This window comes from Huijunlia imazamoxiresistens (assembly GCF_037132455.1).
Classification (GTDB): Bacteria; Bacteroidota; Bacteroidia; order Chitinophagales; family Chitinophagaceae; genus Flavisolibacter; species Flavisolibacter imazamoxiresistens.
Window position 1 is genome coordinate 259,541 of record NZ_JBBBEI010000004.1, and the last position, 14,429, is coordinate 273,969.

7 protein-coding genes are annotated in these 14,429 nt (G+C 59.0%); 3 read left to right on the forward strand and 4 right to left on the reverse strand.

Annotated features, from left to right (window positions below; translation table 11 throughout):
• Nucleotides 1-169: 169 nt before the first annotated feature.
• Nucleotides 170-868 carry a head GIN domain-containing protein gene (locus V9K67_RS06865; protein WP_336721023.1) on the forward strand — a complete coding sequence of 233 codons (699 nt, stop codon included), beginning with the start codon at nt 170-172 and terminating at the stop codon, nt 866-868.
• Between the two features lie 161 nt (nt 869-1,029).
• Here the strand turns inward: V9K67_RS06865 and pbpC are convergent, their stop codons facing one another.
• The gene (gene pbpC / locus V9K67_RS06870; protein ID WP_336721025.1) at nt 1,030-3,348 is read right to left on the reverse strand and encodes a penicillin-binding protein 1C; all 2,319 of its coding nucleotides are present in this window, start codon (nt 3,346-3,348) and stop codon (nt 1,030-1,032) included.
• A 275-nt stretch (nt 3,349-3,623) separates the two neighbouring features.
• Between pbpC and V9K67_RS06875 the strand changes: the two genes are divergently transcribed.
• Nucleotides 3,624-9,017, forward strand: coding sequence for an alpha-2-macroglobulin family protein (locus V9K67_RS06875; RefSeq protein WP_336721026.1), 5,394 nt, complete (start codon nt 3,624-3,626; stop codon nt 9,015-9,017).
• 48 nt (nt 9,018-9,065) lie between these two features.
• On the opposite strand, the gene V9K67_RS06880 is transcribed toward V9K67_RS06875, so the two are convergent.
• Together V9K67_RS06880 and rbp are read right to left on the reverse strand one after the other, a co-directional pair.
• Nucleotides 9,066-9,842, reverse strand: a complete 777-nt coding sequence (locus tag V9K67_RS06880; protein ID WP_336721027.1) for a rhomboid family intramembrane serine protease — start codon at nt 9,840-9,842, stop codon at nt 9,066-9,068.
• A gap of 81 nt (nt 9,843-9,923) precedes the next feature.
• Nucleotides 9,924-10,598, reverse strand: a complete 675-nt coding sequence (rbp, locus tag V9K67_RS06885; RefSeq protein WP_336721028.1) for an RNA-binding regulator — start codon at nt 10,596-10,598, stop codon at nt 9,924-9,926.
• A 576-nt stretch (nt 10,599-11,174) separates the two neighbouring features.
• Here rbp and V9K67_RS06890 point away from each other — a divergent pair.
• Entirely contained in the window at nt 11,175-13,805 is a 2,631-nt protein-coding gene (locus V9K67_RS06890; protein ID WP_336721030.1) for a T9SS type A sorting domain-containing protein, read from the forward strand.
• 113 nt (nt 13,806-13,918) lie between these two features.
• Here V9K67_RS06890 and rplI read toward each other — a convergent pair whose 3' ends face one another.
• A complete protein-coding gene (gene rplI / locus V9K67_RS06895) occupies nt 13,919-14,365 on the reverse strand; it encodes a 50S ribosomal protein L9 (RefSeq protein ID WP_336721032.1) in 447 nt (148 codons plus the stop codon).
• Nucleotides 14,366-14,429 lie beyond the last annotated feature (64 nt).

The window sequence follows — 14,429 nt, forward strand, 5'->3', positions numbered from 1 at the left end:
AGAGTTCAGTGTTTCAGAGGTTTAAGGGGTTAGGAGTGGGTGAATTCAAGGGGCAGAACCGGTTATCCGTTTGGCCTTTTTTTGGGGTAATTTTCCTATCTACTTCGTACCTCGTACCTTGTACCTCGTACTTTTTTTTACAGCTTATATGAGAAATATTTTTGTTTTCATGCTGCTTGTCGTGGCATTGGCCGCCTGCCGCGGCAGGAATGGCAAACGTATTACCGGCAATGGGGTCCGGGGCACCGAGGAACGGGTGGTGGAAGGCTTTCAGTCCGTAACGGTGCAGGGGTCGCTGGATGTGGTCGTCGCTCCCGGCGACGGGTATAGGATAAAACTGGAAGGCGATGAGAACCTGCTGTCTTACGTGCAGGCAGACCTGCACGGCGACCGCCTGGAGGTGCGTCCCCGCCCGGGCTACAGCCTTCGTCCCGATAACAAGGTGAAGATTTATGCCACCGCTCCCGCTTTCCGCGAGCTGCAGATCAACGGCAGCGGCAACATCCGCTCGGCGGGCCGCATCACCGCCGCCGACCGGCTGAAAGTGTCCATCCACGGCAGCGGCGACGTGCGCCTGGAGGTGGACGCCCCGGAAGTGGAAACCAGTATTGCCGGCAGCGGCTCCGTAAAGATCAACGGCACCACCCGCAGCTTCTCGGCCAGCATCGCCGGCAGCGGCGAGGTCTACGGCTTCAACCTGCTCAGCGAGTACACCAAAGTAAAGATCTCCGGCAGCGGCAATGCCGAAGTATTTGCCTCCAAACAGCTCGATATCGCCATCAACGGCGCCGGCGACGTAGCCTACAAGGGCACCGCCGCGGTCAGCCAAAAAATTCACGGGGCGGGGAACGTCCGCAAAAGAGAATAGTTTACGAGTCTACAAGTTCACGGGTTCACAAGTTGGCTGACGCCGGTGCCGAGGAAACTACAAAAGTCTTCAAGACTTTTGTAGTTTGTCGTTCTGCCAGAATGTTCCCGCCGGAGTTACGCCAACTCGTGAACTTGTGAACTTTGGAACGCGTGAACTTCTCAGAGTTCCACAAACTTCACAAAGATCCGCACATTCCGATTGCGGCCTTTGTCGTCGGTGCAAGAGATTTTAACGGGGCCTTCTTCCGGCAGGAAGAAGGCTTTTTCGTTGGCGGCCGTGGCCTTGTAAAACTGGTCGTTGATGTACCAGTACACCTTCGATACGTCGTTGCCGGTGGAGGCGGTGAGCAGCAGGGGCTCGGGCTTTTTGCGGGTCAGGAAATATTCGTTGCCGTTGCGCGGCGAGGTGATGTTGGGGGCGTTGCCTTTGAAAACGGTTTCGCAATCGGGGTAGTGGGGCGGGATCTTTTCAAAGGCAATGCCGTTGGCGATGAAATGGTCCTGCATTTCGGGGGCGATGATGCGAAACAGTTTTTTTATATAGCCGGTGGCAGGTGCGCAGCCGTTGCAGTACGAATAGTGGCCGTCGGCGGACAGTTTTACTTCCTGCAGGTGGCGGCAGACCGCGGTGCTGGACACCAGCGGCAGGAAATAGTCGGTCACCAGCTGGGTGCAGTAGGGGCCGGGCGGCAGGCCGGTTTCGCTGCACACCTGGCGGATGTCGCAGCCCGGGGGCGGGGCGAACCAGTCGCCGTTGTTGTTGTAGTCGATGGTATTGAAGATCTTGAACAGCAGGGGCGTGGCGGTATTGGCGCCGCTTAGTTCGGGAACGCCCAGGGCCGAGAAGTTGCCCACCCATACGCCCACTGTAAAGTCTTTGTTGTAGCCGATGCTCCAGGCGTCCCTGCGGCCGTAGGAGGTACCCGTTTTCCAGGCGATCTTCGGCATGCGCTCGGTGGCGCCCCAGTTCAGGGGGAAGTCGGGCCGCTCCACCTTCGACAGCATGCTGCTCACCAGGTAGGCCGCCTCAGGACTGAGCACCCGCACCTTTTTCGGAGAAGGACCGTTGCGGGTGTATAACGGGGCGGCATAAACGCCTTCGTTGGCAAAGGCGGCGAACAGGCCGGTAAGTTCTTCCAGGGTGGTGCCGCAGCCGCCCAGGATCAGCGACAATCCCAGCTTGCCCCGGTCTTTGGCCACCTGGCGAAAGTCCGTTTCCACCAGTTTGTTTACTAATCTGTCCTTTCCCAGCTGCAACAATCCTTTCACGGCAGGGATGTTGAGCGAATGTTCCAGGGCGTATTCCACGGTGACGTAGCCGTTGAATTTCTGGTCGTAGTTTTCCGGGGCATAGCCGTTGTAGTTTACCGGCACGTCGTTGAGCACCAGCCTGGGCGTCATCAGGCCTTCGTCCAGGCAGAGGCCGTAGAGCAGGGGTTTGAGGGTGCTGCCCGGCTGGCGGATGGCGGCGGCGCCGTTGACCTGTCCGCCGTCGAGGGTGTCGTGGAAGTTGCCCGAGCCCACATAGGCCACCACCTGGCGGGTACGGGAGTCAAGCACCACCACGGCGGCGTTGCGGATGTTCATCAGCCGCAGGCTGCGTACGTAGTCCGCCACCAGCTTTTCCACTTTCAGCTGGGTGTTGAGCACGATAGGGGTGGCGATCAGCGGGCCGGGGTAGAGCTGCTGCAAGCGGCGGGAGAGGTGGGGTGCGTAATGGGGCACGGTGCTGCGGTAGGCGTGCAGCGGTTCGGCCAGGGCATCGGCGATTTCTTTTTGGCTGAATATTTTTTCGGCGGCGAACCGGTGCAGCCAGCGGTTCCGTTCCGCTACGATGCGGTCGTTGGCCCTGCCCGGCACCAGGGTGGAGGGGCGGTTGGGAATAATGGAAAGGGCCGTGATCTCGGCCAGCGACAGGTGGTCGGGGGCCTTCCGGAAGTAGAGGAGGGAGGCTGCCTTGACGCCTTCGATGTTGCCGCCGTAGGGAACGAGGTTGAGGTAGAGTTGCAGGATCTCGTCCTTGCTGTATTTCCATTCCAGCTGGAAAGCCCGGAAGCCTTCGGCCAGCTTGGCCGGCAGGGTGCGCCGGCGGGGTTCCAGGGCGCGGGCCACCTGCATGGTGATGGTGGAGGCGCCGGAGGTGCGCCGGCCCCGGTACAGGTTTTTGACCAGGGCCCTGCCCACCGCAAAGGGGTTGATGCCGGGGTGGCGGTAAAAGTATCGGTCTTCCTTGGCCACGATGGTTTTGCGCAGCAGGGGTGAGATCTCGTCCAGCTCGGTTTTCAGGCGCCATTTCTGGTCGGGGGTAAGAAAGGCGTTGATCACTTCGCCCTTCGAGCCGGTAATGATGGTGCTATAGGCGATCTTGTCGGGCAGGGGTAAAAGCGCATTCAGCAGCAGGAACAAAACGAAAAGGCCGAGGATGGAAAGAAGAATGTTTTTGACCGCTTTGGGCAAAAAAAATCGGGCAGGGCGCATGTATGAATGTACAATAATTTGCAGGTCTTTTGAACTGGTTCTGAGTTTTCAATGGCTTTTTTAAGGTAAGGGGCATTATAGAAACTTTAACACGGAGGCGTCGATTTTATATCGTAACTTTTTAGGGCAATACCTCTTTTATGGGCTCCCCAAGTCTGCCTCCCTAGCTTTCGTTTTATAGCCATCGTTTCTTCCTGTCTGACTGATGAAATAACCCCATCCTTTCATCATAACTCCTCTTTATTGCCTACCTTTTACTCCTAACGTTCCTACATATGCGTAACCAAGTCCTGTTCGCCGCTTTTGTGGCGGCCGCCCTGTTTTTGTGTGCCTGCAACCGTAAGTCCGTTTCCCTCAGCTACACCAACGCCCGCAACGAAGTGCCCCAGCTGGGCAACCTCGTTTTCCGCTTCAGCAAACCCCTGGCGCCCGATTCGCTGCTCAACGCCTGGGACTCTTCCGGTTACATTGCTTTCGAACCCGCCATCCGGGGCCGCTTTCGCTGGCAAAGCCCCGACGAGCTGGTGTTCTCGCCTTCGCAGCCGCTGCTGCCCGCCACTACCTATAAAGCCCGCATCCAAAACGAGGTGCTGCGCTACAGCACCTACGATAAGGTACAAAAGGAAAAGGACATCAGCTTTTATACGCCCGCCCTGCAGCTCGAAGACGCCCAGTCCACCTGGGTGCTGGAAGAAGGCAGCCGCACCGCCGTGCCGCAGATCAGCCTGAAGTTTAACTACCCGGTGCAGCCTGAAGACGTGAAGGAAAAGCTGGACCTTCAAATTGATGGCGTTCCCCGGGAGTATTCGCTGCTGACGGTTTCGCCCGACCACCAGGTGACGCTGCGCCTGGGGGGCTTTTCGGCCCAGGACAAGGCCTACGAGGCCCGCCTGGTGGTGGCCAAAGGCCTGCAGCCCCTGAAAGGCCGCAACCGCACCGAAGAAGCACTGAACGCCACCCTGTCGATTCCTTCGCCCTACGTGCTGAACGTGAACAGCATTGAGTCGGAACACGACGGCACCGAGGGGCGCGTCACCATCCGCACCAGCCAGCAGCTTAATGCAGCTAATAGCAACTCCTTTGTCCGCTTTGAGCCGGCCGTGCCCTTTACCGTGGAATATACCGACTTCGGCGTGGTGCTGCGCAGCCCTAAATTTGATGCCGAGGAAAGCTATACCGTGCACCTGCTCACCGGCCTGCGCGGCTCCATCGGGGGCACCCTGCGCGAGGACTATACCGGCAGCGTGGCCTTCGGAAAGATTGCTGCCGATATCGCCTTCACCGACCGCAAGGCAGTGTACCTGTCCAAAAAGGGCAACGGCAACATCGAGGTGCGCATCACCAGCACGCCCAAAGTAAAGCTCATTATCTCCAAAATTTACGAGAACAATATCCTCATGGCCGAACGCAACGGCTATTATCCTGCCGATCGGAACGAGCGCGATGAGGAGGAGGCCGAATACGCCAGCTACCAAAGCGAGTACATCGAACCGTCGGCCGGCGACGTGGTGTACACCAAAGAAATCGATACCCGCTCGCTGCCCCGCTCCGGCAATGCCCGCATCCTCAACATCGCCCAGTTCGAAGACCGGCTGCCCGACGCCAAAGGCATTTACCATGTGAAGCTGCGCTCCACCGAAAACTACTGGGTGTCCGACAGCCGCTTCCTGTCGCTGTCCGACATCGGGCTCATCGCCAAGCAGGGGCGCGGCAAGATGCTGGTGTTTGCCAACTCGCTCCGCTCCGCTACGGCGCAGGAGGGCGTCACCATCAACGTGTACGGCAGCAACAACCAGCTGCTGGGCACCGGTGCCACCAATAAGGAAGGCGTGGCCGAAGTGCCGCTGGCCGCCCGGGACTTTGCAGGGTACCGGCCAGCCATGGTCATTGCCAAAACCGCCGACGACTTCAACTACCTGCCCTTCAGCAACACCCGCGTCAACACCTCGCGCTTCGACGTGGGCGGCAAGCAGCCCAATGCCGCCGGCCTCGACGCCTTCGTATATGCCGAACGTGACATCTACCGCCCGGGCGAACGGGTGAATTTTTCGGTGGTGCTCCGAGACCGCCAGTGGAAAAGCCCCGGCGCCCTGCCCGTAAAACTGAAGTTCCTGCTGCCCAACGGCAAAGAGTTGAAAACGTTCCGCAAAAGCCTGAACGAGCAGGGATCGGCCGAAGCCTCGGTGGATATTTCGCCCGCCGCCCTCACCGGCAGCTACCTGCTGGAAGTGTACACCGCCAACGAAGTGCTGCTGGCCTCGAAGAACTTTATGATCGAAGAATTCGTGCCGGACCGCATCAAGGTGACCGCCCGCCTCGACAAGCCCTTCCTGCGTCCCTCGGACCAAACCAACCTGGTCCTCAGCGCCGTAAACTTCTTCGGCCCGCCCGCCGCCAACCGTTCCTATGAAGCGGAGATCCAGGTAAAGCAAAAGCAGTTTTCACCCAAAAGCTTTCCGGGTTACGACTTCTCGCTCGAAAACCAACGCTCCTTCTTCGACAAGGAAGTGAAGGAAGGAAAGACCGATGCGCAGGGAGCGGCGGTGGAACCGTATACCGTGCCTTCCCTGTACCAGAACATCGGCCTGCTGCAGGCTACTTTCTACACCACCGTTTTCGACGAAACGGGCCGCCCCGTCAGCCGCAGCGTGAAGGCCGACATCTTTACCCAGGACGTTTTCCACGGCGTGAAGGACGACGGCTTCCATTATTACGCGCTGAACCAGCCCGTGAAGTTCCTGCTGGCGTCGGTGGGCAGGGACGGGCAGGCCGTAACAGCTACCGCCCATGTCCAGGTCATCAAACACGAATACAAGACCGTGCTGGCCCGCAGCGGCTCGTACTTCCGCTACGAATCGCAGCAGCAGGACAAGCAGGTGGCTGATGGCCAGCTGACGGTGGGGCCGTCCACGCTCTACACCTTTGTGCCGCGTTCGCCCGGCGACTACGAGCTGCGGGTATACCGCCCCGGCGCCAACGCCTACGTGAGCAAGCGCTTCTACAGCTATGGCGCCTGGGGCAGCGACAACAGCTCCTTTGAAGTGAATACCGAAGGCGAGATCGACATCAGCCTGGATAAGGACGCCTACGAAGGCGGCAGCAGCGCCAGGGTGCTGTTCAAAACCCCTTTCAGCGGCCGCATGCTGGTGACCCTTGAAAGCGACCAGGTGCTGTGGTACCGCTACGTGGACGTGGGGGGCCGCAGTGCCAGCCTGGACCTGGACCTGGGGGGGCAGCACGTGCCCAACGTCTATGTCACCGCCACCCTCTTCAAGCCCCACGGCGTTTCCGACATCCCGCTGACCGTGGCCCACGGCTTTCACAGCATTGCCGTGGAAGAAAAGAGCCGCCGCATGCCGGTAGCGATCTCCGCGCCCAAATCGGTGCGCTCCCGCACCCGCCAGAAAGTAAGGGTGAAGGCCGAGCCGGGCAGCTTCGTCACCCTGGCCGCGGTAGACAACGGCGTGCTGCAGGTGACCGATTTTAAAACCCCTGATCCTTACGGTTACTATTACCAGAAGCAGGCGCTGGGCGTGGCCGCCTTCGACCTGTACCCACTGCTGTTCCCCGAAAGGCGCCTGAGCAGCACCGGGGGCGATGGCGGCCTTTCCATGGACCGGCGGGTGAACCCCATGCCGGCCAAGCGTTTCAAGATCCTTTCGTACTGGAGCGGCATCCGGCAGGCCAACGGCAGCGGCGTGGCCGACTTCGAGTTCGACGTGCCGCAGTTCAACGGGCAGGTGCGCTACATGGCCGTGGCGTATAAGAATGACCATTTCGGTTCGGCGGAAGGGGCCACCACCGTGGCCGACCCGCTGGTGGTGAGCAGTGCGCTGCCCCGCTTCCTGAGCCCCGGCGATACCGTGACGCTGCCCGTGACCATCAACAACACCACCGGCAAGGCCGCTGCCGGCCAGGCTACCGTGACCACTTCCGGGCCGGTGACGGTCATCGGCGGCAGCACGCAAACCCTTTCCCTGGCGCCGGGCAGCGAGGGCCGGCTGCTGTTCCGGGTGGCGGCTTTTTCCAAAATAGAGACGGCGAAGATCCTGGTCAGCGTGCAGGCGCTGGGCGAGCGGTTTTCCGAGGAAACCGACATCAGCGTGCGGCCGCCGTCCACCCTGCAGTTCCGCACCGGCAGCGGCTCCATTACCGGGGGCGGCACGCAGAAGATCCCCTTGCCGGCGGCGGATTTTCTGCCGGGCAGTGCCCGCTACGAGTTGGTGGTGAGCCGCTCGCCGGCGGCGGAGATCGCCGGGCAGCTGCAGTACCTGGTCACGTATCCCTACGGCTGCACCGAACAGACGGTTTCGGCGGCCTTTCCCCAACTGTATTATGCCGACCTGGCGGACGTGCTGCGGGGCAGTAAGAACGGCCGCGGTAATGCCAATGCCAACGTGCTGGAGGCGATCCGGAAAATAAAGATGCGCCAGCTCTACAACGGTGCCGTCACTCTTTGGGACGGTGAAGGCACGGAGGATTGGTGGACCACGGTCTATGCGGCCCACTTCCTGCTGGAGGCCCGCAAGGCGGGCTTCGATGTGGACAACAGCCTGGTGGAAACGATGCTGGGCTACCTGGGCGAGCGCCTGAAAAGCCGGCAGACCATCAACTATTACTACAACCGCGACCAGCAGCGGAAGATCGCGCCCAAGGAGGTGCCCTACAGCCTGTACGTGCTGGCCCTGGCAGGGCGCACCCAGGTACCGGCGATGAACTATTACAAGGCCAACCAGCAGTACCTGGCCCTGGACGGCCGCTACCTGCTGTCGGCGGCTTATGCGGTTTCCGGCGACAAGCGCTCGTTTGCCGCCCTGCTGCCGCAGTCGTTCAGCGGCGAGGAATCGGTGCAGCAAACCGGCGGCTCCTTCTACAGCGCCACCCGCGACGAGGCCCTGGCGCTGAACGCGCTGATGGATGTGGATCCCGGCAACGCCCAGGTGCCGCAGATGGCCCGTCACCTGGCTGGCCGCCTGAAGACCGAACGTTATCTGAATACCCAGGAGCGCTCCTTTTCCTTCCTGGCGCTCGGCAAGATCGCCCGCCTGGCGGCCCGCTCGAACGTGACCGCCGATATCCGCAGCGGGGGCAAAACGGTGGCCAGGGTGGCCGGGGCCGACTGGAAGGGCGGCAGCAACCTGCTGCAGGGAGGCGAGGTGGAGATCGCCACCCGCGGCAGCGGCCGGCTGTATTACTACTGGCAGGCCGAGGGCATCAGCACCGGCGGCTACACCGAGGAGGACAATTTTTTGAAAGTGCGCCGGACCTTTTACGACCGCAACGGCCGCGAGCTGACCGGCAATTCCTTTGTACAGAACGACCTGGTGATCGTGGGCATTACGCTGGAAAAGGCGTACAGTAACCTGGTGGAGAACGTGGTGGTCACCGACCTGCTGCCGGCCGGCTTCGAGATCGAGAACCCGCGCACCAAGGAGCTGCCGGGCATGGACTGGATCAAGAATGCCGCGGAGCCCGTGGCGCTGGATGTCCGCGACGACCGCATTCACTTCTTCGTGGATGCCCGGGCGCCGAAGCAAACCTATTACTACGCGGTGCGGGCCGTGTCGCCGGGCATCTTCCGGCAGGGTCCGGTCAGTGCCGACGCTCTATATAACGGTGAAATGCATTCTTACCACGGGGCGCAAACGATAAAAGTGGTGGAGCGTTAGGAACCACAAAAAAGCCGGGACAGTGGTCCCGGCTTTTTTGTGGCGTGGCTACCAGAAAGACCGTTTGCGGCGGTGGTACATGCGTTCGGGCTGCGGGCGGCGGCGGACGAAAAAGTTGACCAGGACCATGCCGGCGATAAAGCCGCCGATATGGGCCGCATAGGCAATGCCGCTGGCCTCTTCGCCGCCCAGGACGCCCATGCCGTTGACCACCTGGAACACGAACCAAAGGCCCACTACCAGGAAGGCCGGCAGCGACACCACGCCGAACAGGATCCATACGTGGACGCTGCGCCCGGGAAAGCGCAGGAGGTAGCCGCCCAGCACGCCCGAGATGGCGCCCGAAGCCCCCAGGCTGGGAATGATGGTGCTCTGCCCGAAGTAAACCGTGCTGAAGACATGGCTCAGGCTGGCCAGCAGGCCGCAAAGCAGGTAGAAGAACAGGTAGTTGCGGTGACCCATGGCATCTTCGAGGTTGTCGCCGAAGATCCACAGGTACAGCATGTTGCCCCCAAGGTGGGCAATGCCGCCGTGCATGAACATCGAGGTAAACAGGGTCAGGTAAACGGGGATGTGCGTGGGTTGCAGTCCCGGCATTTCGATCATCTGGCCGGTATACGGGTCGCGGATCATTTCCGAATCCGTAACGATGTCGTGGCCGGAAAGGATCTCGGCCGGCACGGTGGAATAGGCAAAGGTGAAGGGGATATTGCGGCCGATGTCCTGCCAGTAGATAAAGACAAAGATGTTAAGGGCCAGGAACAGGTAGTTGACATAAGGGGTCAGGTGCCGGTCACGGTTGTCGTCGCCGATGGGGAAGAGCATGGGGCATGTTTTAGGGTTCTGCAAACGAAAAAATCCTGCCGGAAAGCAGGATTTTTTAATAAGATGCTATATGGAAGCTGGTTAGTAGTTGTCACGGTAACCACCGCCACCGCGGTTAAAGCCACCACCCTTCTTGAAGCCGCCGCCGCCGCTGCTGCCGCCGCGGTTGAAGCCACCGCCGCCGCCGCTGCCGCCTTTCTTGAAGCCGCCGCCGCCGCTGCTGCGGTTGAAGCCGCCGCCGCCTTCTGTTTTCGGACGTGATTCGTTGACCACCAGGTTCCTGCCGTCTACTTCGCTGCCGTTCAGCTGGGCGATAGCGGATTGGGCCTGGTCGTCGCTGGGCATTTCAACAAAGCCAAAACCTTTGCTGCGCTGGGTAAATTTGTCCATTACAATTTTAGCAGAAGAAACTTCACCGTAAGGTGCGAATAAGTTGGCCAAATCCTGATCTCTCAGGTTCCAACTAAGATTTCCAACGTAAATGTTCATTGTGAGAAAATTTAAAAAACAAAAGAGTTTCGAAGCGACCAAAACACCAAAGAACCTTACGTTCCACCATGGAGTGTTTTTTAAACGCTTGTGCTTACGAATATAAGAAACTGTTTTCACAATTGGAATGTTTACGAAAAAACTGTTTTTAGGGCAATTTTTATTTTTCTTATGCCGTTTCCGCTCTTGCGGCCTTGCTTGCTGCAGGGGTATTGGGCGGTCTCCGGCACTTTCGGCCGGGCAGAAAACCGGCATGATAAAAATCATTATATAACTTCTGCCCGGCAGGGCAAGCCGGCATTCGGATCGCTTGCCCAACAAACACAAGGGCTGCGGGCGGTACCCCCGATCGCTCTTCGCCAATGCCGGTACTGCCGTCAGCGGCAGGTAGGGGAGCCCGTTAGAAGCAAGAGCTGAAAAGGGCCGTCGCTCAGTAGTATGTCTTTGTTTTTTAACAGTGTATGTATGATGAAAACAAGTATATGAAATGAACTTAGCAATACTTGCAAAATCCCATTCTCATCTGTAACTTTAAGATATTTCGGTTTTAGAGTTTCCGGTTTCCTGTTGTTTTCCTGATAAAGCCTTTGGGATTTTCTGGTGATTGGTTTGTGGGGGGTGGGCGGCATGTCGACCGGGTCCTTTTCAAACCAGCGTCCCTTTTTGTCCCTGTGATCGTTCTTTTTTTATCAGCAATTCCTATCCTGTCCCTGTGTTTCATCTGTTCGTGAAAATGTTTGCAGAAACCAACAAGGACTGCTTGTGCCCCGTACCATTTGAATCGACTACAAGCACGCGTCCACTCCTTATGTCTGCTGGTTGTTCACATTTAAATCGGATTCAATGAAACATTTATTACCCGGGAGAAAACTCCTCCTCCCTGCGCTAACCTTTGTCTTCGCATTGGCCCAAATGCTGGTAACCCCCACCTTTGCTCAAACGGCCTATCGCTCCACCGGCGCCAACTCCAACTGGTCCAACCTTGCCACGTGGGAAATGTTTGACGGCACCGCCTGGAAACCTGCCACCGCCTGGCCCGGCCAGAATGTGGGAACGGGAACGGTGACCATCCAAAACGGCACCACGGTGCGCATCAATTCTGCTGTTCCCAATGCCATCGGCTCCTTGGAAGTGGGTGTCAAGGGAACCGGCAAAGCCCAGATAAAATTCGTGGGGGACCGCTCGCTTACCGTTTCCGGTGACGTCAATATCGTCGACGGCGACTTTACCGTGGGAAACCCGGGCACCAACAACAGCACCCTGAGCATCGGGGGGAATTTATTTGTTTCCAAAGGAAGCCTGTTCGATATGACGGACACCAGCGATGCCGCTACGGTCGTTTTTACCAAAAATGGCAATGCCTCCATTACCGGGGAAGGGACCATCGACCTCAAAGGGGTGACCCTGGCCATGGGCAGCAGCCGCAATAATATATTGGATGTCCAGTCGGCCATTACCCTGGGCGGGGGGCTGACCCTTACTGCCGGCACCTTCAAGCTGTCGAGTCCCATTGCCCTGAAGCCGTTTGCTTCGGCGGGCGCCATCGGTGCCAACGCCGGTTTTTGGAACAACGGCGGCACCATCGACGGGGGCGGCAACGACTGGGTGGTGGCGGGACTGCTGCGCCAAACGGCCGGCACCCTGAACATCGGTACCGGCAACGGTGATAATTTACTGTACGAGGCCGGTTCGCAATTGATCTTCGAAGGCGGTACCACCAACATCGCTTCGCGGCTGGAAGGCTCCGGCACCGGCCCGAAAACCGCCTTTTCCATTTCCGGCAATGCGATGCTCAACCTGGTCACCCAATCCTCCACCACCAAATCGGCTTATCCCTTCGATCTCTCCGCCGGTTCTTCTTTTACCATGAGCGGCGGCACCATCGCCATCAAAAGAGCCAGCGCCAATTCCACCAGCGCCAACGGCTACCGCAACCTGGCCGGCACTCACAACGTTACCGGCGGCACCCTGCTGCTGGGCGATGCCACCCTGGACTCTTCGCAAAATATGAGCGTCAACAGCTCGGCGCCTCTGTATAATCTGATCATCAATACCGGCGACAGCGCCAAGGCCTTCCTGGTAGACCACGACCTGGTGGTGCGCAACAACCTCACCATCAACACCGACAAAAAGCTGACTACCAACGGCCTGAATGTATCGGTCGGCGGCGACTGGGACAACCAGGGCACCCTGGCCAGCGCCGGGAAGCTGACCTTTAACGGCAGCGCGGCGCAAACGGCAAGGGGCGCTACAAACTTCAACGGTACGCTGGAGATCAATAACCCCGCAGGGGTACGGATCACCGGCAACATGACCGCCAATGCCTTAACGCTGACCCGCGGCATCGTTTCCATAAAAGCCGGCAAAACCCTGAAGCTGAAAGCGGCCCAACCGGTCGGCGGCGCACCCTTCGGCCCGTCCAAACATGTGGCCACCCTGGTGGACCGCAGCACGGGCGAGGTGGGCGACCTAAGGGTCAATAATATCGCGCCGTCGGGGTTCACCTTTCCCATAGGTAACGGCACCTACTACCTGCCGGTAACCCTGAAGCCGCACGTGCTCAGCAGCTTTGGCGCTGCCGCCTTCACCGGCCTGACCGACAACGGCCTGCCCAACGGCAATCCCGCACCCGGCACCGGCGAAAATGTCGTCAACGCGGTCTGGAACGTCATAAAGGTGCCGGAGGGCACCGATTCGGTGAACATGACGGTGGGCTGGCCCATCGAGGTGCAGGGGGCTGCCTTTGCCGCCTTCCCGGACAGCAAGATCGGCATCTCGCAATACAACTCCGCCATCCAGGGCTGGGGCGAACCTTCCGGGGCAGGGGTAAAAGCCGCCAGCAGCAGTGCGCCCGGCTCCGCTTCCTTCGCGGGTTTGAGCTCCTTTGCGCCCTTTTCCATCGCCGAATTTTCTCCAACCGCGGTATTGCCGCTGTACCTGACCAACGTCAGGGGGATCCGGGTGGCCGGGGGGAACCAGATCAGCTGGCAAAACGCTGCGGAAGAGCACGTGGTACGGTACGAGCTGGAGCGCTCCACCGACGGGCAGAACTTTACCACCGTCGCCGTCCTGACGCCCGTAAAGAACAACGCAGGGTCGGCCGATTACCAGCAGCTGGATGCGGCGCCGGCGGGCGGCAACAATTACTACCGCATCAAGGCGGTGCAGGAGGATGGTAAGGTGGTTTACTCGGCGGTGATTAATGTCGATGCCGGCGCCCCTATTCCCACCATCTCCCTGTATCCCAACCCCGTACTGGGCGGCCAGGTCAACTTGGTGGCCAATAACCTGCCGCAGGGAAGTTATACGCTGCGGTTATTTTCAGCGGTAGGACAACTCCTGATGTCCCGGGTGCTGCCGGGGACAGGCGGTTCCTTCCAGCAAACCATCTCGCTGCAGGGCGTCCGGTCGGGCCAGTATATCCTGGAAATCCGCGGCGGCGTGCGCTGGGTACATTATGTGGTGGTGCCCTAACCGGAGAAGTTTACGAGTTTACACGTTTACGCGTTTACACGTTTTTGGGACCTGTATAAAAGACAAAACCCACACCGAGGTGTGGGTTTTGTCTTTTATCGTATTCGCCTGAATTATTCGGCTACTACTTCGAAAGAAACATCGGCGTGCTGGCCGTTTCCAAAGTCGATAGAGGCTTTGTACTCACCCAGTTCCTTTACTTCCTCGGCGATAGAGATCTTGCGGCGGTCAATCTCGTAACCTTTCTGGTCACGGATAGCGCGGCTGATCTGCAGCGGGGTAACGCTTCCGAAGATCTTGCCGCTGGTGCCGGTTTTGGCGCCCACTTTCAGCGGAGCTTCGTTCAGCTTGGAGATTACCTGGTTGATTTCAGCCAGCATTTTCTCTTCTTTCTTGCGGGCTTGCTTCAGGCGCTCTTCCAGTTGCTTGCGGTTGGAAGGAGAAGCTTCCACGGCAAATTTGAAGGGGATCAGGTAGTTGCGGGCGTAGCCGTTCTTTACTTTCACCAGTTCATTCTTGCCACCAAGATTATCTACATCTTGAATTAAAATAACTTCCATGGTTGTTTGTTTTTACTCAACCCTCCCGCCTGAGGCGGGAGAACTGTCATCATTCTCTCGCCTC